At 74.2% G+C, this 22,407-nt stretch carries 19 protein-coding genes; 5 read left to right on the forward strand and 14 right to left on the reverse strand.

The features are described 5' to 3' along the window. Positions 1 to 4: 4 nt before the first annotated feature. The 14 genes from ACIQG9_RS01910 to ACIQG9_RS01975 form a co-directional block, all read right to left on the reverse strand. Positions 5 to 1,654: a carbamoyltransferase gene (locus tag ACIQG9_RS01910; RefSeq protein WP_400397392.1), complete on the reverse strand. Its 1,650-nt coding sequence runs from the start codon at positions 1,652 to 1,654 to the stop codon at positions 5 to 7. A gap of 12 nt (positions 1,655 to 1,666) precedes the next feature. Continuing rightward, entirely contained in the window at positions 1,667 to 3,097 is a 1,431-nt protein-coding gene (locus ACIQG9_RS01915) for a condensation domain-containing protein (protein ID WP_400397394.1), read from the reverse strand. A 104-nt stretch (positions 3,098 to 3,201) separates the two neighbouring features. Further along, positions 3,202 to 4,416, reverse strand: a complete 1,215-nt coding sequence (locus ACIQG9_RS01920) for a cytochrome P450 (RefSeq protein WP_400397397.1) — start codon at positions 4,414 to 4,416, stop codon at positions 3,202 to 3,204. Further along, positions 4,413 to 5,801 (reverse strand): class I adenylate-forming enzyme family protein, encoded by a 1,389-nt coding sequence (locus ACIQG9_RS01925; protein ID WP_400397399.1) that lies wholly within the window; start codon positions 5,799 to 5,801, stop codon positions 4,413 to 4,415. Before ACIQG9_RS01925 ends, ACIQG9_RS01920 begins: the two co-directional genes overlap by 4 nt. Beyond that, positions 5,798 to 7,441, reverse strand: a complete 1,644-nt coding sequence (locus ACIQG9_RS01930; protein ID WP_400397402.1) for a carbamoyltransferase — start codon at positions 7,439 to 7,441, stop codon at positions 5,798 to 5,800. Before ACIQG9_RS01930 ends, ACIQG9_RS01925 begins: the two co-directional genes overlap by 4 nt. A gap of 33 nt (positions 7,442 to 7,474) precedes the next feature. Further along, on the reverse strand, positions 7,475 to 8,410 hold the full coding sequence (locus ACIQG9_RS01935) for a TIGR03621 family F420-dependent LLM class oxidoreductase (protein WP_400397404.1): 936 nt from the start codon (positions 8,408 to 8,410) through the stop codon (positions 7,475 to 7,477). Next, positions 8,410 to 9,270, reverse strand: a complete 861-nt coding sequence (locus ACIQG9_RS01940; RefSeq protein ID WP_400397406.1) for a carbon-nitrogen hydrolase family protein — start codon at positions 9,268 to 9,270, stop codon at positions 8,410 to 8,412. The genes ACIQG9_RS01935 and ACIQG9_RS01940 overlap by 1 nt, the downstream gene beginning before the upstream one ends. Further along, the gene (locus ACIQG9_RS01945; RefSeq protein ID WP_400397409.1) at positions 9,270 to 10,352 is read right to left on the reverse strand and encodes a Gfo/Idh/MocA family protein; all 1,083 of its coding nucleotides are present in this window, start codon (positions 10,350 to 10,352) and stop codon (positions 9,270 to 9,272) included. The genes ACIQG9_RS01940 and ACIQG9_RS01945 overlap by 1 nt, the downstream gene beginning before the upstream one ends. Positions 10,353 to 10,379: 27 nt before the next feature. Continuing rightward, positions 10,380 to 10,634, reverse strand: a complete 255-nt coding sequence (locus ACIQG9_RS01950; protein ID WP_400397410.1) for an acyl carrier protein — start codon at positions 10,632 to 10,634, stop codon at positions 10,380 to 10,382. Then, positions 10,631 to 11,512: a glycosyltransferase family 8 protein gene (locus ACIQG9_RS01955; RefSeq protein WP_400397413.1), complete on the reverse strand. Its 882-nt coding sequence runs from the start codon at positions 11,510 to 11,512 to the stop codon at positions 10,631 to 10,633. The genes ACIQG9_RS01950 and ACIQG9_RS01955 overlap by 4 nt, the downstream gene beginning before the upstream one ends. Beyond that, entirely contained in the window at positions 11,513 to 13,357 is a 1,845-nt protein-coding gene (locus ACIQG9_RS01960) for an ABC transporter ATP-binding protein (protein WP_400397416.1), read from the reverse strand. After that, entirely contained in the window at positions 13,344 to 15,110 is a 1,767-nt protein-coding gene (locus tag ACIQG9_RS01965; RefSeq protein WP_400397419.1) for an ABC transporter ATP-binding protein, read from the reverse strand. The genes ACIQG9_RS01960 and ACIQG9_RS01965 overlap by 14 nt, the downstream gene beginning before the upstream one ends. A 70-nt stretch (positions 15,111 to 15,180) precedes the next feature. Beyond that, positions 15,181 to 15,873, reverse strand: coding sequence for a phytanoyl-CoA dioxygenase family protein (locus ACIQG9_RS01970; RefSeq protein ID WP_400397421.1), 693 nt, complete (start codon positions 15,871 to 15,873; stop codon positions 15,181 to 15,183). Beyond that, the gene (locus ACIQG9_RS01975; protein WP_400397424.1) at positions 15,873 to 17,180 is read right to left on the reverse strand and encodes a DegT/DnrJ/EryC1/StrS family aminotransferase; all 1,308 of its coding nucleotides are present in this window, start codon (positions 17,178 to 17,180) and stop codon (positions 15,873 to 15,875) included. Before ACIQG9_RS01975 ends, ACIQG9_RS01970 begins: the two co-directional genes overlap by 1 nt. Positions 17,181 to 17,713: 533 nt before the next feature. On the opposite strand from ACIQG9_RS01975, the gene rfbG reads away from it, so the two are divergent. Genes rfbG through ACIQG9_RS02000 form a run of 5 tightly spaced genes read left to right on the forward strand, consistent with a single transcriptional unit; the run spans position 17,714 to position 22,285 of the window. Continuing rightward, complete coding sequence (gene rfbG / locus ACIQG9_RS01980) at positions 17,714 to 18,865, forward strand: CDP-glucose 4,6-dehydratase (protein ID WP_400397427.1); 1,152 nt, start codon at positions 17,714 to 17,716, stop codon at positions 18,863 to 18,865. Further along, positions 18,862 to 20,130, forward strand: coding sequence for a glycosyltransferase family 4 protein (locus ACIQG9_RS01985; protein ID WP_400397430.1), 1,269 nt, complete (start codon positions 18,862 to 18,864; stop codon positions 20,128 to 20,130). The genes rfbG and ACIQG9_RS01985 overlap by 4 nt, the downstream gene beginning before the upstream one ends. Then, positions 20,123 to 21,178 (forward strand): nicotinate-nucleotide--dimethylbenzimidazole phosphoribosyltransferase, encoded by a 1,056-nt coding sequence (locus ACIQG9_RS01990; RefSeq protein WP_400397433.1) that lies wholly within the window; start codon positions 20,123 to 20,125, stop codon positions 21,176 to 21,178. The genes ACIQG9_RS01985 and ACIQG9_RS01990 overlap by 8 nt, the downstream gene beginning before the upstream one ends. Continuing rightward, positions 21,175 to 21,870 (forward strand): HAD family hydrolase, encoded by a 696-nt coding sequence (locus ACIQG9_RS01995; RefSeq protein ID WP_400397435.1) that lies wholly within the window; start codon positions 21,175 to 21,177, stop codon positions 21,868 to 21,870. The genes ACIQG9_RS01990 and ACIQG9_RS01995 overlap by 4 nt, the downstream gene beginning before the upstream one ends. After that, the gene (locus tag ACIQG9_RS02000; RefSeq protein WP_400397438.1) at positions 21,848 to 22,285 is read left to right on the forward strand and encodes a chorismate--pyruvate lyase family protein; all 438 of its coding nucleotides are present in this window, start codon (positions 21,848 to 21,850) and stop codon (positions 22,283 to 22,285) included. The genes ACIQG9_RS01995 and ACIQG9_RS02000 overlap by 23 nt, the downstream gene beginning before the upstream one ends. Positions 22,286 to 22,407: the final 122 nt, after the last annotated feature.

Consider the following 22,407-nt stretch of genomic DNA (forward strand, 5'->3'; position numbering starts at 1 on the left):
GGCCTCACCGGTCGCCGGCCTTCGACAGCACCAGATCGCCCAGCACGAGGGCGTCCATCCCGGTGGACAGGAAGCACCGGATGGCGTCGTCCGGCGTCTCCACGATCGGCTCCTCGTTGTCGTTGAACGAGGTGTTGAGCAGCACCGGCACGCCGGTCAGCCGGTCGAACGCGGCGAGCAGCGCGCACAGCTTCGGGTTGAGCTCCGGGGTGGCCGTCTGTAGGCGGGCGGAGCCGTCGACGTGGGTGACCGCCGGGATGACCGCGCGCTTGTCCGGGCGCACGGCCGGAACCAGCAGCATGTACAGGGCCGGCACGGACGAGTCGAAGAACTCCGCCTGCCGGTCGTGCAGCACCACCGGGGCGAACGGGCGGAAGGCCTCCCGGTGCTTGACCTTGGCGTTGATGAGATCCTTCATGCCGGCACGGCGCGGGTCGGCGAGGATGCTGCGGTTGCCCAGCGCCCGCGGGCCGATCTCGGAACGCCCCTGGAACCAGCCGGTCACCGCGCCCTCGGCCAGCAGCCGTGCGGCGTACCCCGGGGCGTCGGCCGGACGTTCGACGCGCACCGCGCCGGCGTGCCGGGCGACCGCGGCCTCGATCTCCGCGGTGCTGATCGGTCGACCGAGGTACGGCGAGAACGGCCGGGGCGACGGCGTCCAGGGGTTACCACCGATGACGTGGTGGCCGTAGAGGGCGGCACCGAGCGCGGTGCCGCTGTCGCCGGCGGCGGGCACGATGTGGATCCGCTCGAAGCCGGACTCCTGAAGGATCTTGAAGTTGGCGACGCTGTTGAGGGCGACGCCGCCGGCCAGGCACAGGTTCTTCGACCCGGTCCGGGCGTGCAGCCAGCGGGCCAGGTGCAGCACGATCCGTTCGGTGTGCGCCTGCACGGCGTAGGCGAAGTCGGCGCGGATCTCGTCGCGGTCCGCGCCGGTGTCGGCCCGGGCCAGCTCACCGGCGATCAGCGCCCGCAGCCGGCCCTGCTGCGCCAACGACTGGCGGAACTCGCCGTCGCCGAGCGTGTAGTGCTCGGCAAGGTCCCGGACGTACCGGTCGCCGCCGTACGGTGCCAGGCCCATGGTCTTCCCGGGCTCCCCCATGCCGCCGACCCGGCGGAAGCCGATCTCCTTCGAGACGAGTTCGTACATCCCGCCGACCGAGTCCTCGTAGGGGTCGTCGAGGCGGTACGCGGCGACGCCGGCCCGGCCGGCCACCGCGCCGAGCGGGCGCAAACCCGCGCTGTCCCCGTGGTAGAAGGTGATGGTCTCGGCCAGCGGCAGGGCTCCGCCGTCCACCGTGGAGCCGCGCCCGTCGAGCACCAGCACGGCCGCCTCCTGGAACGGGGAGGTGAAGAGCGTGCTGGCGGCGTGCGACAGGTGATGGCCGATCCACTCGACCCGGTCCCGGAACCGCAGGGTGTAGACGCGGTTGAGCAGGTCGTTGGCGAGGACGAGGTCGACGTCGGCGGGGCACAGGCCCGCCTCGCCGAGCACGTAGTCGGCGGCGAGGGCGCGTTGCAGCCGGGGCCCGAGGCCGAAGGCCACCTTGACCCGGGTGAGCCGTTCCTCCTCCACCGCGCACACCACCCGGCCGTCGTCGACCAGGCAGGCGCAGAAGTCGTGGTGGGATCCTCCGAGTCCGAGTATCCGCATGGGTGTCTCCCTTCAGGTCCGCGACGCCGGAGGCGGGGACTGGGTGGCCGAGGGCCGCCGCAGCGGTCCCGGCTCGGTGGGCGGCGGCCACGGTGCGTCGTCCGACGCCGTCAGCATGGCGGTGACGAGTTCGTCGATCCGGTACAGCACGGACTCGGCGTGCGGGTTCCAGCCGGTGTCGTCGCGCCACCGCAGGTTCACCAGGACGGTGTCCGGGCGCTGGTGGATGAGCAGCATGTACTTCGGCCCCTGCTGGCGCCGCGGCTTGTGGATGATCTGGTCGAGCGGGGGCGGCACGATCTCGGGCAGGTGGGCGAAGGGCCGTGGCTCCACCGCCACGTCGAGGCCGAGGGTGCGCGAGGTGGTGAAGTTGAACCTGGCGTAGCACAGTGCGGTGTGGTGCAGGGCCGGGTTGATCGTGGCCGACATGGTGTCGCCGAGCAGCGGGTCGAGGTTGGCGAAGCGGTGGCCGACGATCTGCTGCCGCGCCGTGTCGGCGAGGGTGCCGCCCAGGCCCGCGTCCGACCGGGCGGGCACGAGGATCGGCGTCGGCATGTTGCGTTTGCCCAGCGCCCGGCCGGCCTCGACGCCGACCCGGTTGGCGCTGACCATCATGAGGCAGACGCAGGGCGCCTGTTCGAGCTCGGCGACGGCCCCGCCGAAGGCGGCGAGGTACAGCGCGGACACCGAGGTCCGCCAGCGCTCGGCGGCCTCGTTGCCGACGGCGTTCAGCCGCGGCGAGCTGAAGAAGGCGTCGTGGAAGCTGTCCGGCCGCACCGGCGGGGCCGGGTCCAGGACGGGCGGCCGGTAGCCGTCGAGCGTCCGGCCGAGGGTCCGGAACTGCCGTTCCCAGTGGTTGCGGGCCCGGTCGGCGTAGCTCTGCCCCGCCGTCGAGGACTCCCACCCGGCGTCGTCCAGCGGCTGGCGGGTCGGCCGGGGCGGCGGCAGCCGGTCCCGCCCCGCCCGGCGCGCGACGGCCTCGTGCAGGTCGTCGGCGAGGACCCGCAGCGCCCAGCCGTCACACGCGCTGTGGTCGGCCACCAGGCCGAGGCGCCGGGTGCGGCCGGCACGGTCGCCGATGACGGCCCGCACCGGCCACTCGGCGCTCAGCGTGAAGCAGGTGCGCTTCAGCGCCGCGAGGGCGTCCGCGAGGTCGGCGTCGTCGACCACCGAGACGATCTCGCCGGCGCGCTCGTGCGGCGCGTGCACCCGCTGCCACCCGGTGCCGTCGTCGCCCCGGTGGATGGTGGTGCGCAGCGGCTCGTGCCGGGCGACGAGGTCCAGCAGCGCGGCGCGGGCGGCCTCCGTGGGTACCGGATCACCGGCCCACTCGGTGTAGAGGTTGTCCTCGTAGGAGGAGGCCCCGTCCCTCGGCAGGTGCATGACCCACTCGGTCTGCGCCCAGCTCAGCGGACCCTCGCGCGGTCGCGTCCACTCCGCCATCAGCGTCGCTCCGCTCGGGTCCGGGCCCGGCCGACGGGCGGTGGCGTGAGGTCGGTGACCGGGACGTACGGCTCGGCGGATGGCACCCTTTTCCTCCTGGTGAGTCAGCTTGTCCGCGGGTCGAGGCGCAGCTCGGGCACGCCGTACACGAGCATGTGGTCGAGGTAGGCGACCGGCGGCGCGGACGGGTCGAGGGCGAGGTCCGGCAGCCGCCGGGCGAGTTCCGCGACCGCGACGGCGACCTCTGCCTGCGCGAGCGCCGCGCCGAGACAGCGGTGCGGCCCGTGCCCGAATGCGAGGTGGCCGGCGGGCGTCGGGCGGGCCGGGTGGTACTCGTCCGGCTGCGGATAGACGCCCGGGTCCCGGTTGGCGGTCGCGAGGTGCACGACCACCGCCTCGCCGGCGGCGATCCGCACCCCGGACACGGTCGTGTCGGCGGTCGCGACCCGGGCCACGCCGTGCTCGACGACCGTCCAGTACCGCAACGCCTCCTGTACGGCCGGTCCGCTGCCGCCGGCCGGGTCCGCGGACACGGCGGCCCACCCGCCCCGCGACCGGAGCAGGGCGAGGACGGTGAGGCCGAGGAGCGCGACGGTGGTCTCCAGTCCGGCCGCCACGACGAGGTTGGCGGCGCCCGCGGCCTCGTCGGCGGTGAGGTCACCCCGGCGCACGCACCCGGCGAGCCGGGCGAGCAGCGTCTCCTCCCCCGGCGGCTGCGCGGCGAGGATCGCCCGCAGTTGCTGGTCCAGCCGGCTCGCGCCGACCGCGCGGACGCTGGGCGTCGCGCGGTGGTCGAGCAGGCGGGCGGCGTTGGCGCGGAACGGCTCGAAGGCATCCGGGGGCACCCCGAGGCTCTCGGCGACGACCGCGCCGTGCAGCGGCACGGCCAGCGCGGCGATCAGGTCGAACGGCGCCGCGTCGCGGGCGATGCCGTCGACGAGCGCGGCGGCGTGCGCCGCCATCGACGGCGCCAGTCGCAGGATCGCCCGGCCGCTGAACCCGGCCGCCATGATCCGCCGGACCCGCCCGTGCTCCGGCGGATCGGCGGCGATGAAGTGGCCGGGGATCCGCCGGCGCGGCGCCAGCGGGAAGTTCGGGTAGTCGGGCCGGGTCGCGTCGGAGCTGAAGGAGGTGTCGGCAAGGACGCGGCGGGCGTCGTCGTACCCCACGACCAGCCACGCCTCGCCGCCGTAGGCGAGGCTGACCCGGTGCGGCGTACGGTCACCGCCCGGGGCGTAGGACGGCGGCGGAGTCGACGGGTCGGGGCGGGCGACGGGAAACATCGGATGCGGACCCGGCGCGACCGGGTCGGTGGTCATCGCGGGTCCCCGGCGGCGTCGTGGCGGATGCGTTTGCCGGTGGGGCCGCGCGGAAGGTCGGCATGCACCTCGAAGCGGCGGGGCACCTTCGGCGGTGCCAGCCGGGCCCGGCACCACGCGAGGAGGTCGGCGTTCGTGGCATCCTCGCGCAGCACGACGTGGGCCACCGGAACCTGCCCCCGCAGCGGATCGGGCTCCGCTCGTACGTCGACGTCGGCGACGGCGGGGTGGGCGGCCAGGACCAGCTCCACCTCCTCGGGGTTGACCTTCTCGCCGGCGACGTTGATGACCGAGGCGGTCCGGCCGCGCAGCCGGATCCGGGTGCCGTCGAGTTCGGCCAGGTCCCCGGTGTGCAGCCAGCCGTCGTCCAGGCGCAGTGGGCGCAGCCCGTCCGGCCCCAGGTACCCGTCGGCGAGCGACGAGGTGCGCAGCAGCAGCTCGCTGCCGCCGTCGCCGTGCCGTTCGCCGAGCCGGACCCGCACGCCCGGCAGCGGCACGCCGACCTCGCCGGGTTCCTCGGTGCCGTCCACCGGGCCGAGGGTGATGGCGCCGGCCTCCGAGGAGCCGTAGCAGTTGTACAGCGTCGGCCCGTGCCGTCGCGCGATGTCCCGGGCGCATCCGGGTGGCAGCGGCGCCCCGGCGGACACCGCGCGGACGAACGGGCCCAATACCGGCCCGCCGGTGCGGACGGCCTCCCGCGCCACGGTCCGGTAGTGCGCGGGATGGGCGATGAGGATGCGCCCGCCGGTCCGTTCCGCGGCCCGGGTGAGCTGGGACGGAATGGTGCGTGGGCCGCAGTGGTAGACGCCGGAGCCGGCCAGGATCGCGGCGACGAGGCCGTAGTTGAAGCCGTAGGCGTGGTGCAGCGGCACCGCGACGACGATCGGACTCCGGGGCCGGTAGTCGAGGAACTCCGCGACCCGGCGGGCATCGGCGAGCACCGCGTCCGGGCCGCGGACCACGCCGATCGGCGCGCCGGTCGAACCGGAGGTGAGGAACGTCTGGGTGCGCGGCGCAGCGCCGGGCGCAGCGCCGTCCCGCCCGCCCGGACTCGCGTACACGGCCAGCTCGGGATCGGCGTAGCCGGCCGGGGACGCGCCGGGCTGGTCGGACACCCGCAGCCCGGCGGGCGGAGCCGGGTCGAGCGGGTCGACGTGGACGACCGGCAACCCGGCGAGGTCGGCGGCGAGCGCCGCGACCAGCGTCCCGACCACGGTCGAGCAGGTGGCGACCAGGGTGCCCGGCTCGTGGCCGGACCCGCCGAGCCAGGCGGCGAGCCGCTCGACGCCGTCGCGGATGCGCGCCCCGGGTACCGCACCGCGAGCCGACGCCACGACCTGGGTGCCGAGCCGGTCCCCGAGCGCCGCGAAGAGGCCCACGGTCACGACCTCGCCGCCTTGGTCACCACGGCGTCGCCGAGGACCAGCACGTCGAGGTCGGTGTGGAGGAAGCACCGGACGGCGTCCGCCGGCGACTCGACGATCGGCTCGTCGTTGTCGTTGAACGAGGTGTTGAGCAGCACCGGTATCCCGGTCAGTCGTTCGAAGACGGCGAGGAGCCCGTCGAGCTTCGGGTTGAGCGCGGCGGTCACCGTCTGCAGCCGGGCCGAGCCGTCGACGTGGGTCACCGCGGCGATCTGCCCGCGCCGGTGCTCCAGCACCGGCGCGACCAGCAGCATGTAGTGGACGGGGACGTCGGTGGCGAAGAACTCCGTCTGCCGCGCCTGCCGGACGATGGGCGCGAACGGCCGGAACGGCTCGCGGTGCTTGACCTTCTCGTTGATCCGGTCCTTCATCCAGGCCGGGCGCGGGTCGGCGAGGATGCTGCGGTTACCCAACGCCCGTGGCCCGATCTCGGAGCGGCCCTGGAACCAGCCGACCACATCGCCGGCGGCGAGGCGCAGGGCGACGGTCAGCAGCACGTCGGCGGGGCGACTGACCTGCACCGAGTCGGACACGGCGGCCAGCGCCGCGTCGATCTCCGCGACGCCGTACTCCCGACCGAGGTACGGCGAGAAGACCTCGGGCCGGGGTGTCCAGCCGGTGCCGGCGAGCTGTCGGTAGCCGTACAGGGCGGCGCCGAGGGACGTGCCGCTGTCGCCGGCCGCCGGCACGATGTGCACCTCCTCGAACGGCGTCTCCTCAAGGATCTTGAAGTTCGCGACGCTGTTGAGGGCGACCCCGCCGGCCATGCACAGCCGCGTCTGGTTGGTCTGCTCGTGCAGCCACCGGGCCAGCTCGATGACGATGCGCTCGGTGTGGTGCTGCACGGCGAAGGCGAAGTCGGCCCGGACCTCGTCGCGGTCGCGCTCCCCGGCGGCGGCGAGCGCGGCCACGACGTACCGGCGCATCGCGGTCTGCTGCTTCGTCGACTGGCGGAACCGGCCGTCGGTCAGGCCGTACCAGTCGCGCATGGCCTCGACGTGGCGCGGGCCGCCGTAGGGCGCGAGACCCATGGTCTTGCCGGCGCCCTGGCCGCCCGGGCCGCCGAAGCCGATCTCCCGCGAGACGAGCTCGTACATCCAGCCGATGGAGTCCTCGTAGGGATCCTCGGACCGCTCGTCGGACCCGACGACCCGGCCGGTGTGGGCGGCGAGCGTGTGCAGGCCGGCGGGGTCCGCGCGGTAGAACGTCGTGGTCTCGCAGCACGGGCCGGCGGCGGTGTCGACGTCGCTGCCGCGCCCGTCGAGAACCAGCACCGCGGCGTCCTCGAACGGCGAGGTGTAGAACGTGCTCGCGGCGTGCGAGAGATGGTGGCCGATCCAGCGGACCCGGTCGGCGAAGCGCGCGGCGTAGACGGGGTTGAGAAAGTCGTTGGCGGCGATGAGGTCGACGTCGTCCACGCTCACCCCGGCCTCACCGAGCACGTAGTCCACGGCCTGCGCCTTGGCCAACTGGGGGCCGAGCCCGAAGGCCATCTTCACTCTGGTCAGCCGCTCCTCCTCGACGGCCGATACGACAACGCCGTCCTCGACGAGACAGGCACCGTAGTCGTGATGGGATCCGCCAAGACCGAGTACCCGCACGGGGTCACCTCTTCTCCAGGGGCAGGGCCGTGGTCATCGGCCCGCCAGCCGGGCGACGACGTCGGCGAAGGGCTTCATCTGGGCCGCCGGCACGACCCAGTAGCTGATCGCGAGCCGGTCGCGCAGCACGGTGAGCCGGTCGCAGAGCTGCTCGACGGTCCCGACCAGGGCGAGCGGGGAGTCGAGAGCGTCCCGCGAGTCGAGGCCGAACATCCGGGCGAGGACCCGGCTCGCGTAGCGGTCCCGGTCCGACGTGACCGCGCAGGCCTGTACGAGGCACTGCAGCTCGATGCCGGCGAAGCGCGGGCCGGCCGCGTCGCGGACCCAGCGGAGCCGCTCGTCGAACCGGTCGATGGTCGCCGAGGTGCCGAACGAGGGACCCTTCACGCCGCCGGACAGCCGGGCCCCGAGCGAGACGACGTCGGCGTGCGCCGCGGCCACGGTGAGCATCCGCCGCCCGCCGCCGCCGAGCACCCAGCGCACCCCGGCGGGGTCGGTGGCCGGCTCGCCGACGGCGTCGGTGACCTGGTAGTGCCTGCCCAGGTAGGACAGCCGACGCTCGGTCCACAGGGTCCGCAGCATCGTCGCGGCCTCGTCGAGGCGTTCGATGCGGGTCGAGGCAGGGGCCATCGGCACCCCGGCCCGGGTGTAGTCCTCGGCCAGCCAGCCGGCGCCGAGGCCGATCTCCAGCCGCCCCGGCGCGAGCTGGGCCAGGGTGGCGAGTTCCTTGAACAGCACCGTGGGCACCCGCAGGTCCACGCCGAGCACGAGGGTGCCCAGCGCGATGGTGCGGGTCGCCTCGGCGGCGACGGCAAGCGAGACGAGCGGGCCCCACTCCCGGCCCAGGTGGTCGGGGACCAGGAAGCCGTGGTAGCCCAGCGCCTCGGCCGTGCGCGCCTGGTCCCGCCAGGTGACGATGTCGCGGGCGCCGTTGGCGAGCACCCCGAAACGGAAGGGCCGGTCGGGCATCACGGCTGCCCCTCTCCGGCCGGCCCGGGACCGACCAGGTTGCGGTAGGCATCGGGCCTGCGTCGCGCGTGACTCCACAGGCCGTCGGCGCGGTAGCGGCGCAGACCGTCGAGGTCGAGGTCGGCGACGCGCAGCATCGGCCGGGCGTCGGAGGCGAGGACCTGGTGGTCGCGGGGCCGGTTGGCGAGGCTGGCGATGCCGTCGAAGACCGCCGAGCGGCCGTTCATGAACGGCCGGGGGTAGTTGACCATCGCGACGGCGAGCATGTTCTCGAACGCGCGGGCGCGCAGTTGGCCGAGCCGGTCGTCGCAGATGAGGCAGGCGTTGGGGCTGAGGATGAGTTCGGCGCCGTCCAGCGCGAGCGCCCGCGCCGACTCGGGGAACTCCCGGTCGAAGCAGGTCATCACGCCGATGTCGACGGGGCCGGCGCGGGTGTGCACCGCGGCGGTGCGGAACCGTTCGCCGGGCCGCAAAACGGCCTCCCAGGTGAAGTCGCAGAGGTGGACCTTGTCCTGCACCAGCGCCAGGGTGCCGTCGCAGCCGATGACCGCCGTGGCGTTGGCGGGGTCCGCGTCGGTCCGGCGCAGGAACGTGATGGCCACGGCCGTCTCCGTCGACGCGGCCAGTTCCCGGAACGCGGTGACCCAGGAGCCGTCCACCGGCTCCGCCCGGCCCAGCCAGGTGGTACGCCGCTGCGGCTCCGCCGGGCAGGCCGCGTAGCCGATCTGCCACAGCTCGGGAAAGACGACGAGGTCGGCACCGGCGGCCCGCGCCCGCAGGCACGCGTCGATCCCGGCGGCCAGGTTCGCGACCGGGTCGTTGAACCTCGCGCGTTCCTGGACCAGGGCCAGCCGCAGCATCAGATCACCCGCTCCCCGGCGAGTGCCCCGTGCCGGGCCAGCAGATCGTCGACCGTGACCCGGGCGCCGCGCCGGGCGGACTCGATCGCGGCCTGGACCGTGGCGAAGGTCAGCAGGTTGTCGGACGCCTCGCCCCATGGCGGCGGACCACCCCGCAGCGCGGCGGCGAACTCGTCGAGGGCCGCCGCGCTCTGCCGGGCCGGGTTCCCCGGCTCGACCGGCGCCGGGCCGGCGCCGTCCGCCGTCCGGTGCACCGGGCGCGGGTCCGCCTGGTACTCGACGACGGGACCGGTCTCGCCGTCCCAGCCTGCCGTGCCGTGGCTGCCGGACACCCGCCAACGACCCGACCAGGACGTCTCCATCCCGTCGAAGCACCAGGAGCCCGTGTAGCCGAGGTGGACGCCGTTGGTGTACTCCACCGTGACGAGGGCCGCCGCCGGCCCGGCGTACCAGCTTCCGGGCGGGTTGAACTCGGTGGCGGTGACGGCGATCGGCCGCTCGCCGGTCACGAACCGGGCCGCGTCGAAGGTGTGCGGCGCCATGTCCAGCAGCAGCGGATGGTCCATGCCGAGGCGGAACCCGGCGTCGCGGTACGCCCGGCGGAACTCGACGCTGACGAGTCCCAGCGGGCCGAGGGTGCGCGCCACGTCCCGGAGCCGCTCCAGGCCGGGCTCGTAGCGTCGCGACTGCGCGATCATGAGCAGCCGCCGTTGCCGGTCCGCCAGCCGCGCCAGCGCGACCGCCTCCGCGAGGCTGGCGGCGAACGGCTTCTCCGACAGCACCGCCAGGCCCGCCGACAGTGCGGCCGACGACACCGCGAAGTGCGCCGCCGGCGGCGTGGTGTTGACGCACACGTCCGGCGCGTGGCCCAGCAGCCCGCCGAGGTCGCCGGCGACCGCGAGGTCCGGACGCCGCAGCCGGATCGCGGCACCCCGAGCGCGGCGTTCGTCGAGGTCCGCGACGCCGACCAGGTCGAACCGGGGGTGGGCCTGCAGGGCCCGCAGCCAGGTCATGCCCATGCCCCCGGCACCGACCAGCACGGTGCGCAGCGGCGCGGCGCGGCAAAGGAGGTGGTTGCTCACCGGACGCCCTCTCCGCTCGCCGGCCCGTCAGGCCGCCTTGCCCAGGACGTAGTCGGCCATCTTTCCCACCGAGTCGAAGCGGTCCACGACCAGCTCCTCGTCGGGGATCGTCACCTCGAACGTGGACTCCAGCCAGACCAGCGTCTCCAGGATGCCCAGCGAGTCGAAATCGGGGAAGTCGCGCAGGTCGCGGTCCTCGGCGATGGCGCCGTCCCCGGCGCCGGAGAGCACCGACTGCAGGTGCGCGGTGATGGTGTCGACGATCTTCTGGCGGTCGCTCATCGTGATCCCTCCCTGATGGTTGCCGCGTCGCGCCGGCTGACGGCGTCGAGGTGTACGCGGTAGCTGTCGGCGGCCGGACCGGCCGGCAGCAGGCCCCGCCACGGCTTGGACGGTGAGACGTAGTGCATGACGACGGCGCCGGCCTCGTCGGCGGCGAGGTCGGCGTCGGACGGCAGTCGCTCCGCTGGCAGGCGGAGCCACGGGGTGCGGCGCAGCGCCGACAGCGGGATCGTGTTGAACCGCCGGGGCAGCCGGTGCCAGCGGCCACGGGCCGCGAGGTTCAGCGCGTCCTGGTCCCACAGCCGCAGGTGCGCGGCGTGGTCGGCGACGGCGTGGAAGGCCCGGTCGAAGAGCCCGTCGCGGCGGCACTCGGCGAGGTCGAAGACCATGACGCCGCTGTTGAAGTACGCCCGGTCGCCGTCGAGGCCGAGCTCCTGCCACCCGGGCAGGGCCCGGCCGCTCGCCAGGGTCGGGTTGACCGCGTCCTGGACCGCGCCGAACGGCAGGCCGTGCAGGTCGGCGTGCAGCAGCGGACGCAGGTCGCCCCGGACGACGATGTCGGCGTCGAGGTACACCGCCCGGTCCACGGCCGGGAACGCGGCCGGGATCGCCAGCCGCAGGTAGTTGGCCCGGGTGCCGCCGAACGCCGTGTTGTACGGCAGGTCCGGCAGCTCCGCCCGGTGCAGCCGGAGGTCGAGTCCGTGTGCCGTGGCGACGGCGGCGATGTCGGCCCGGGAGGCTTCGCTCAGGTTCTCGTGGAGGACGACCACCGTCAGGTCCCGCGTGCCGTTCGGCTGCGAGACGCACAGCGACTCCAGGGCGACGAGCAGCGGCAGGCGGTAGGAGTCGTCGACGGCGAACACGATCGGTGGTGACATCTAGGGTCCCTCCACGGACGGTCCGTCGGCGCGGTGCGCCCGGCCGGGCGTGCCGCGGTAGGCGTTGGCCTGGATGCCGTACAGCTCCGCGTAGAGGCCGTCGTGCTGGATGAGTTCCTGGTGGGAGCCGTGCTCCACGACGTGGGAGCCGTCGAGGACCACGATCAGGTCGGCCATCTGCACGGTGGAGAAGCGGTGCGAGACCAGCACGGTGATCTGTCCCGTGCCGCCGGTGTCCGACCGCCGCGCCGCCGAGGCGTACCGCTCGAAGAGCTCCCACTCCGCCTGCGCGTCGAGGGCGGAGGACGGCTCGTCGAGGACCAGTAGCAGCGGCCGGTCCCGCATGAAGCCACGGGCGAGCGCGATCTTCTGCCACTGTCCGTGCGACAGGTCGACGCCGCCCTCCCAGGCCGCGCCGAGCTGCGTGTCGAGCCCCTGGGGCAGCCCCGCGACCAGGTCGGTGGCGCCCGCCCGGTCCAGGGCGGCCGGCACGGCCCCGGGGCCGTCGATGCGGGCCAGGTCGCCGACCCCGACCGCCTCCCGGACCGGATACTCGAACTTGACGAAGTCCTGGAAGGCGCCGCTGACCCGCTCCTGCCAGGCCGCCGGCGAGATGGTCGCGAGGTCGGTGCCGTCCACGGTGATCCGTCCGGCGGCCGGTTCGTAGTGCCGGCACAGCAGCTTCACGAACGTCGACTTGCCGGCCCCGTTCTCGCCGACGACCGCCACGACGGCGCCCGCCGGCAGGTCCAGGGTCACGTTCTCGAGGACGTCGCGGTCGGCGCCCGGGTATCGGAAGGTGAGGTTCTCGACCCGGATGCCCGCGCGCAGCACGTCCGGTGGTGCGCCGTGCGCGGTCGCCGTGGCCGACCGGGCGAAGTCGTCGAGCCAGGTGAGCCGGCGGGCGCCGTCGAGCCAGATGACCCGGAAGAGGTGGACGTCGCGGACGGTCTGGCCGAGGTACTGCGACAGCCGGCTGCCGGCCGCGAGGGTCAGCACGGCGGCCGGCGCCGCGTCGGGGCCGGTGGCGACGAGCGCCACGCTGCCGATCAGGGCGACGCCGAGCACCGCGTACGCGCCGGACAGCCAGATCGCGGACCGGGACCTGGCCCGGGCCATCGGCCGGTAGCGCACGCTCCACGACTCCGTCGCCAGGTCCACCAGGCGCTGCTGGAGCCGGGCGACCCGCACCTCCTTGGCCGCCGGTAGGGTCGTGCCGAGCAGGAACAGGCTCCGGGCCCGCCGCTCCGCCTGGGTGCCGGCCTCCTCCGCCCGCTTCTCCGCCTTGCCGCGCCAGTCGGACACGAGCACCGGCGGGATCGCGAACAGCACCAGCAGTACCAGCTCCGGCCGGATCGACGCGAGCAGGCCGACGGTGATGAGCAGGCGGACCACGACCCCGAGGCCGGAGAACAGCATCTGGTAGAGCTCGCTGAGGGCGGGCGCGTGGTCACGCAGGAGCGAGAGCCGGTCGACGTGGTCGGCGCGCTCGTGGTGCTCGATCGTCGGCACCGTGGCGTGCAGCCGCACCATGTACGACTCGATGTCGACGGCGGCCCGGTCGGTCAGCCGCGTGTTGATCCGGCCAGCGCCGATGCCGAACAGCCAGCTCGTGGTCACCAGGGCGGCCAGTGCTCCGGCGGCGACGGCGATCCGGCGCGGGTCGCCGGACGGGGCCGCGGCCACCAGTCGCGACAGCGCCAGGGCGAGCAGCGCGTCGGGCGCGGCCCCGAGCACGGTGACGGCGAAGCCCGCCGCCATCAGGGCGGGCTGGGCTCGCCAGCCCAGCCGCAGCGACAGGGTCAGCGACCGGACCGACGAGGGCAGCGGCTCAGTGGTGCGCACCGTGGCTGCCCTGCCTGTCGAACCGGGACGCCTGCATGTCGAACATCAGGCGGTAGCTGCCGCCGAGCGCCATGAGCTGGTCGTGGGTGCCGAGCTCCGCGACCCGGCCGTCGGCGAGCACGCAGATCCGGTCCGCGTTCCGCACGGTCGAGAACCGGTGGGAGATCAGCAGCGTGGTGCAGTCGCGGGTGGCGGCGAGGACCCGGTCGAATATCTCGGCCTCACCGCGGACGTCGAGCTGGGCGGTCGGCTCGTCGAGGATGACCACGCCGGCGCCCTGCCGCACCGCGGCCAGCGCCCGGGCGATCGCCACCCGCTGCCACTGCCCGCCGGACAGGTCCGTGCCGTCGTCGTAGCCGGGGGCGAGGACGGTGTCCAGCGACCGCAGGTCCACCGCGTCGGCGTCGGCGAGGGCGGCGCGGACCACCTCGTCCGGCGCGCCGAGCGGCGCCACGTTGTCGCGCATCGACAGCTCGTAGCGGGCGAAGTCCTGGAAGACCGCGGTCAGCCGACGACGCCAGGAGGTGATGTCGAACTCCCGGATGTCCCGGCCGTCCACCAGGATCCGCCCGGAGGTCGGGTCGTAGAGGCGGCACAGCAGCTTGATGAGCGTGGTCTTGCCCTCACCGTTGAGCCCGACGACGGCCAGCGAGGTGCCGGCCGGGATGACGAGGTCGAGGCCGGCGAGCACCTCGCGGTCCTGGCCGGGGTAGGAGAACCGCACGTCGGCGAAGCGGATCTCGCGCACCGGAAGGCCCTCGGCGTCCGCCGTGCCGGACGGCAGCGCGCCGGTCACCGCCATCCCCCGCTCGGCGCGCAGCACCGCGTCGACGTTGTCGGCGGCCCGCACGAGCGCCCAGTTGAACCCGCCGAACGCGATGAGGCTGGCACCGATGGCGGCCTGCGCGAAGACGGCGACCTGGCCGATGTCGATCCGGCCCGCGCCGGCCTCGCGGGCGATCCACCCGAAGAGCACGGCGTTGGCCAGCAGCAGGATCAGCAGCGCCCCGCGCAGCGGGCGCTGCCGCACCCGGGTGGCGTGCAGCCGCCGGTCGACGAGGTCCCGGCGGCTCGCCGCGAACCGGGTGACCAGCCAGTCGGCGAGCCCGAAGACGCGGATCTCCTTGGCCGCCGCGCCGCCGACGCCGAGCCGGTAGGTGTACTCGGCGCGCTGCTGGCTGACCCGGACCTCGTCCTGGGTGCGGTCCCACGAGGTGCTCTCACGCAGCAGCAGGTGGGTCGAGGCCCAGGCGGCACCGATCACCAGCGGCGCCCACCAGCTCAGGCCGAACAGCAGGAGCGTCTGGGTCGCGCCGGTGACGAGCAGCACCAGGCCGCCGGCGATGATGCCGAGGGAGAGCGAAAGCTGTGGCCCGGACATCCCGGTGTCGAAGTCCCGCGCCACCGCCAGGTCGCCGGCGTCCTCGGGTGACTCCAGGTGCGCGACGCCCTGCGGGGCGGTCGCGGCGACCAGCAGCCGACGGTGCAGCGCCATCGCGACCCGGTCGCCGAGGTTCGCGCCGACCTGGCTGAGGATCGGCGCGTGGACCAGCCCGGCGACGAACAGGACGCCGACCGTGACCAGCGCCGGCCGCAGGTCGTCCCCCCGGTGGATGGCGGTCAGCAGCACGCCCACCGCGACGCTGAACGCCGCCGGCAGCAGGCCGCCGAGCAGGACCAGGCACCACCAGGCGGTGGCGAGGGCGCGGTCACCCTCTGGCAGTACGGCGAAGAAGCGCCGGAGTTTCTGCATGACATTCCTTCGGTCGCCACGACGGGCGATGTTGCGGTACGCGGGAGGGCGGACGGCCGGCGGGCAGCCGTCAGCGGCCGATGCCCAGCAGTTCGCGGACCCGCGGGTCGCGGCTCCAGGCGCCGTCGCCCTCGGGCTCGCCGAACATGGCGGGGAACGTCGGCTTGACGTAGCTGAGCAGGATCGCCGTGCGTGGGTCGGCGGCGTGGTTCGTGCCGGCGCGGTGCCAGGCTGACGCGGCGAGGATCAGCAGGTCGCCCGGTTCGGCGAGGAACGTCGCCGGCGGGTCCGCCGGTGGCTGGGGCGGCTGCCCGGGCCGGCGGAAGCTGCCGGGGATGAACTGGGTCGCGCCGGTTCGCGGGGTGAAGGGGGACAGCGCGAGTACGCACTGGAGGGCGACGACCTCGCCTCGGTCGAGGTCGGGCTGCCGGCTGTACGGGTAGTCGATGTGCCAGACGTCGTCCTTGCCCGCCGTACGCACCTCGTTGAGGCTGAGGTCGGACAGCACCGCGCCCTTGCCGAGCAGGTCGGTGACGACCTCGTTCAGCTCGGGCTTGCACATCAGGTCGACGAACGGGCGGCCGTGGCGGTACAGCTCGACGAGCCGTACCGACTCCGGCGTGTGCAGGGCCTTCTCGCCGTCGAGCAGCACCCCGGCGTAGCGGCGCAGGGTCCCGACCTCGGCGGCGTCGAGGAACGAGCGCCACCGGTAGCAGCCGTCCCGACGGAACCGCTCGGTCTCGGTCTCATGGCTGTCGTGCATCATGCGCCTCCCGTGCCGATCTCCCGGGCCAGCCGGACGAACTCGTCGCGCTCCGTCACGAGGATCTTGTGGAGGACCTCCGCGTAGCGTTCCATCGTGGACAGGTCGTTCGGCGGTCCGAACGGGCTCAGGCTCTGGCCGAGCACCAGCCGGCGCTGGCAGGTCTCCTCCGCGACCGGGAAGTCCCCCGGGTGGTACGCCCGGCGGGCGGGCGCGGCGTGCCCGCACGTCCACGGGCAGCCCCGGCCGTAGCCCCGCCCGTCCTGGAACAGCGGCTGGGCCGGCACCGGATGGTGCTGCCAGCGGGAGATGGGCAGGCCCTCGGCGACCGCCGCGGCCACCACGGCGTCACGGAAGGCCGCCACCGGCACGTCGAGGTCGAACTCCTCGGGCCGGACCAGCAGCGGGTAGAAGAAGTACACGTGCGTCCGGTCCGCCGGCACGACCGGCGTGGACAGGCCCGGGATGCCGGCGAGCGCCTTGGTCAGGGCCGCGCCGTTGTGCTGGCGGACGCGGGTCATCTGCGGCAGCCGGCCGAGTTGGCTGTGCGCGAAGGCTGCCGCGAGCAGGTCGATGCGGTAGTTCCAGCCCATGATTCGCGCGTTGTAGTCGCGGGTCCGGCCGGCGATCTCCTCGCCGAACATCATGACCTTGCGGGCCACGAGGTACTGGTCCTCGTTCGCCGTGGCGAAGAGGCCGCCCTCCCCCAGCGCCGACAGCGCCTTGGAGCCGTTGAGGCTGGCGCCGCTCATGTCGGCCAGCGCGCCGGCGGGCCGGTCGTGGTAGGTCGCACCGTGCGACTGGGCGGCGTCCTCGATCAACGCGAGGTTGTGCCGCCGGGCGACGGCGGCGAGCTCGTCGTAGTCGGCCGGCAGGCCGTTGAGGTCGACGGCGATGATCGCCCTGGTACGCCGGGTGACGCAGCGTTCCGCCGCCGCCGGGTCGATGGTGAAGGTGTCCGGGAGGGTGTCGGCGAAGACCGGGATCGCGTTGGCCTGCAGCACGCACGACGCCGTCGCCAGGAACGTGTCGGCGGGCACGATCACCTCGTCGCCGGGCTCCACGCCCGCGGCCACGACGGCCATGTGCAGCGCGGCGGTGCCCGAGTTGACGGCGATCGTGTGGGGCAGGCCGATCGCCTGTGCCCAGGCCGCCTCGAACTCCTGGATCGGCTCGAACGGCCAGCGCCACGGACTCGCCCGGTCCATCACCGCGAGCACGGCGGCCCGGTCGTCGTCCGTGATGTGCGGCCAGGGCGCGATGTCACCCGGGCCGAGCACCGGCGTTCCCCCGTTGACGGCCAGCATGGTTTCCCCTTCCGGCAGGGATGAGAGGACGTTCGGCGCACCGCGACGCGGTCCGGGCCGACGTGGCGGCCGGCGCGCGCCCATAAGCGGGAGTCAATCCACTGTCGCCAATACCCTCTCGGCGTCGCGACCAGCCTACGGGATCCCGTCCGATAGCCGCAACTAATGAACTTAATCTTGCAACTTTGGTACGCAACATGGTTCGTTATCGTTGGACGACGACTGCCAGCCGACCACAACGCACTCAGTAGATGATCGTCACACTGCGGTCAACCCCTTGACAGCAAAGGGATCCACGGCGCATTTCGCCGCGCCGCTTCGGGCGACGGGGCGAGAAGTGGACTCTCTCACGAATATCTGCCTCATCCAAGCGCGTTAGTTGCAGGATTTCGTTCGATAGTTGCGCCGTCTTCTGATGTCCCTTACCGTCGGAGCGTCCAGCCCGAGACGGCTCACGCCGACCGGACTCTGTGGACGCCGCGACGTATCCGTCGCTTGGTGAAGCAATTGCGAACGGTCAAGGGGAATGACCCGTGAACGCAAACGTCGAACGCCACCGATCCCACGACTGGTACCACACCGACCGCAGCGGTACCCGCGTGCTCGTCACCGGGCACAGCGGGTTCATCGGCTCATGGCTGAGCATCGCGCTGACCGCGAGCGGCGCGGAGGTGGTCGGCTTCGCCGCGAACGACACCCCACACACCCGGCGACGGGCCACGGAACTGGCCGGGCTGGGCGTCACCGGGGTCACCGGCGACATTCGGGATTTCGCTGCGCTGCACGAGGTCATGGCCGACGGTCGCTTCGACGCGGTCGTACACCTCGCCGCGCAGCCGCTGGTCAGCGCCGGCCTCAGCGACCCGCGTACGACGCTGACCACCAACATCGTCGGCTCGGTCAACGTGCTGGAGGCGGCGCGGCTGTGCGCACCGCCGGTGCTGGTGCACGTCACGTCGGACAAGTGCTACCGCAACCGGGAGTGGCCGTGGCCGTACCGGGAGGTCGACGAGCTCGGCGGCGGCTGCCCGTACAGCGTGTCGAAGGCCGGCGCCGAGTTGGTGTTCGAGGGATACCAGGACCTGTACCGCGCCGCCGGGTTACCGCTCGCCGCCGGCTCGATCCGGTTCGGCAACGTCATCGGCGGTGGCGACCACGCCGTCAACCGGCTCGTGCCGGACGCCCTGACGGCGCTGGCCGCCGGGGAACCGATCCGGCTGCGCCACCCGGACGCGGTGCGCCCGTGGCAGCACGCGCTGGACGTCGTACACGGTCTGCTCCGCCTGGTGGACGGCCTCGGCGCCGGCGTGGTCGCCGGCGGCCAGGTGTTCAACTTCGCGCCGCCGGGCAACGGCGCGAGCGTGCGGGAGCTGGTGTCCGCCCTCACCGCCGCCTGGGCCCGGCACGGCGGCACCGGCGTGCCGGTCGTCGTCGAGCACGACCCCACCTTCGCCGAGCACGGCGTGCTGCGGCTCGACGGCCGGCGGGCCGCGACGGCGCTCGGCTGGCAACACCGGCTCGACCTCGACGGCGCCGCCGACGCCATCGTCGGGTGGCACCGCGCGGTCGCCGCCGGGGTCCCCGCCGTCGAGGCGACCGCCGGACAACTGCACTCCCTGCTCGGCCTCCCCCGACTCCCCGGCCGCCCGGCGGTCGCCGACCGAACGGCAGGTGCCGCCCGATGAGCCGCCCCGGACGAGCCTTCGTCTTCTCCCGCGAGTACCCGCCGAACACGGTCGGCGGGACCAGCACCGTCGCCCGCAACCTCGGCGTCGGCCTCACCGCCCTCGGCTGGCAGGTCGTCGTGGTGTCCACCGTCGCCGACCCGACGCGGGACGTCCGCGAGGAGGTCGACGGGGTGACGGTGCACCGCGCCGCCACCGGCGTGGTCTACAACGAGGAGTCCGGGCTGGGCGACCAGAGCGTCCGCACGCACCGCCGGCTGTTCACCGCCGCCGAGGCCCTCGCCGCCGAGCTGGGCCCACCCGACCTGGTGCTGCTGCCGGACCTGTTCTGCCATCCGGAGGCCCGGATGTTCGCCCGCCGCCTCGACGTTCCGCTGGTCAACATCCTGCTACAGGACTTCCGGGCCATCACGCCGTACGACCGGGACGCCCACCACGTCACCACCGGCGTCTCCGCCGAGCCGCGGCACCTGCTGCACCTTGAGGAGAAGGCGGTGACCGACTGCGACCACACCGCCTTCATCAGCCAGGCCCTCAGCGACGCCATCACCGGCTACTACCCGGGCAGCGCCGCGCCGCACAGCGTCGTCCACCTCGGCATCGACCTCGCCGAGATCGACGCCGTCCGCGCCGAGCCGGTTGGCCGGCGGCTGCGCGCGGAGCTGCTCCCCGGGCGGCCGGACACGGCGCTGCTGGTCGCCTGCGGCCGGCTGGTGCCGGTCAAGGGCTTCGCCGAACTGCTGCGCGCGCTGCCGGACGTGCACGCGCCGGGCGCCGCACCGCACCTGGCGCTGGTCGGCGTCGGCCCGGAGGAGGCCGCGCTGCGCGGCCTGGCCGGCGAACTCGGCGTCGCCGACCGGGTCACCTTCCTCGGCGACGTCCCGCGACGGGCCGCGCTGAGCTGGATGTCGGTCGCCGACGTCGCCGTGGTGCCGAGCCGGTGGGAGTCCTTCTGCTACGTCTGCGCGGAGCTGATGGCGTTCGCCCGGCCGGTGGTGTGCACGGCCGTCGACTCGCTGCGCGAGCTGGTGCCCGACGCGCGTTTCGGGTGGCCGGTCCCGGTGGCCGGCCCCTCCGGCGCGCGGGTGGTCGACCCCGGCGCGCTGGCGGTCGCGCTCGGCGCGGCGCTGGCGGATCCGGCAGAGGGAGCCCGCCGGGGCGCGGCCGCACGGGACCGGGTCGAGCGGCGGTTCACCAACGAACACTTCGCCGAGGGCATCGCCGGGATCGCCGGCCGGCTGCTGGAGCGGAAGAGCCGTGCCTGAGCCGGACATCGCCGCCGTGGACGCGCTCTGCGCGACGGTGCCGCCAGTGGACCCGCACGCCGTACGCCTGTCCCAGGTCCGTCAGCGCGCGCAGGCCCGGCCGCCGGACGCCCTCGGCACGCTCGACGCCGTCGCCCACCGCGTCGCCGGCATCCGGCGCGGGGCCGCCCCGGGGCCGCTCCCGGCAGTGGTGAGCGTGCTCGCCGGGGACCACGGCGTGGCCCGGCACGGCACCTCCCGGTACCGCCACGGCTACACCGGCCGGGTGCTCGAACTGATCCGGGCCGGCCTCGCCCCGGTCTGCACCCTCGCGGCGCGGGTACCGGCCCGGGTCGAGTGTGCCGACGTCGGGCTGGCGGAGCCGGTCGGCGACCAGCGATACAAGATCGGCCCCGGCACCCGCGACATCACCCGGGACCCGGCGATGGCGCCGGAGCAGGTGGTCCGGGCGGTCCTCGGCGGCGCGCGATACGCGACCGAGCGGCTGACCGACGTCCCGATGGTGGCGGTCGGCGAGATCGGGGTGGGCAACACCACCGCCGCCACCGCCCTGGCCGCCCGCCTGCTGGACACCGACGTCGCCGACCTGGTCGGCGCGGGCTCCGGCGTCACCGCGGACGTGGTCGCTCGGAAGCGACGGCTCATCGACACCGCGCTCACCCGCCACGCCGGCGTCCCCGGCGACCCACTGGCGCTGCTCGCCGCGCTCGGCGGCTTCGAGATCGCCGGCAACGTGGGCGTCATCCTCGCCGCCGCCGGACGTCGGCAGGTGGTGGTGATCGACGGCACCATGACCGCGGTCGCCGCCCTGGTCGCGGTTCGGCTGTGCCCCGCGTCCGCCGGCTACCTGGTCGCCGGGCACCGCTCCACCGAGCCCGCGCACCAGGCCGTGCTCGCCGACCTCGGCCTCCCGCCGCTGCTCGACCTGGGTATGCGCCTCGGCATGGCCGCCGGCGCGGTTCTCGCGCTGCACCTGATCAACGGGGTCCTCGCGGTCGCCGAGTCGACCCCGTCCGCCCGCTCGGCCGGCCTCGTGGCGCTGCCATGACCCCGCCCGCACCGGTCCGTGGCGTCGTCTTCGACCTCGACGGCACACTGGTCGACTCGTGGCCGTTGCACCAGCGCTGCCTCCGCGCCGCGGCGGCAGCGGTCGGGCTCGCCGGGCTCAGCGCCGCCAGGTTGGCCGCCGCGCAGCGCCCCACCGACGTCGACACGGTGCGGGCGGTGGTGGGCCCCGACCGGTTCACCGCCGCCTGGCCGCACTACCGCCGCGAGCTGCACGCGGCGCTGGCCGCCGGGCCGGTGCCCCCGATGCCGCACGTCCGGCAGACCGTGCGCGCCCTGCTCGCCGCCGACGTCGTCGTCGGCCTGTGCACCGGCCGGACCCGGGCCGACGCGGTCGCGCTCCTGGCCGCGAGCGGCCTGCCGGTCGAGGTGACCGTCGCGCGCGAGGACGCGGCACGGCCGAAGCCCGCTCCCGACGGACTGCTCGCCGCGCTGCGGCGGCTCGGTCTCGCGCCGCACGAGACCCGCTACCTCGGCGACACCGCGGCCGACGTCGCGCAGGGCGCCGCCGCGGGAGTGCCGACGGCGCTCGTCCGCCGCGCCGGCGACCTGGCGCGGGCGATCCACTCGTACGGCCTGGAAGGGCTCACCCATGACCGGCCTCAGCCTTCCCGCCCGGCTGCTGTTGCACTCCGACGGCACGGTGACCCCGATGCTGGAGGAGTACGCGGGTGAGCGGATCGTCACCGCCCGCCTGGTGCAGCCGGCCGACGCCGCCGACCCGGGCGACCGGGCCCTCCTGCGGGCCGGCCCGGACGCCGGCCTGCTGACCCGCACCACCGACCTGGTCGGCATCGACTCCCGGACGGTGTACGTGCGGGCGCACGCGGTGATCGCGCTCGACGCGCTGCCGGAGCCGCTGCGCACCGCGCTGTGTGAGACCGAGGAGCCCATCGGCCGGCTGCTACGGCAGCACCGCACGGAGTCCTTCCGCGAGCTGGTCGACGGGCCCCGGACCGGACCGGCCGGGGCGCGGCGGCGGTACCGCATCTTCACCGGCGGCGTCCCCACGTTCCTGATCAGCGAGACCTTCCTGCCGGCGTGCTTCGCGGCGGAGAACGACACCCCGGACCGGGGCCGGACCGGCTGAGCCGCCGCCTCGATCCGCCCGGCAGTCGCGCACGGAGCGGACGGGCCACAGCAGCGGACGAGCCAAACTAGTAATCGCGTTCAAAAATTGCAAGTTTCTGCTCAAAACTTGCAGTGCTGGCT

Source organism: Micromonospora sp. NPDC092111, assembly GCF_044755745.1.
Taxonomy (GTDB): Bacteria; Actinomycetota; Actinomycetes; order Mycobacteriales; family Micromonosporaceae; genus Micromonospora.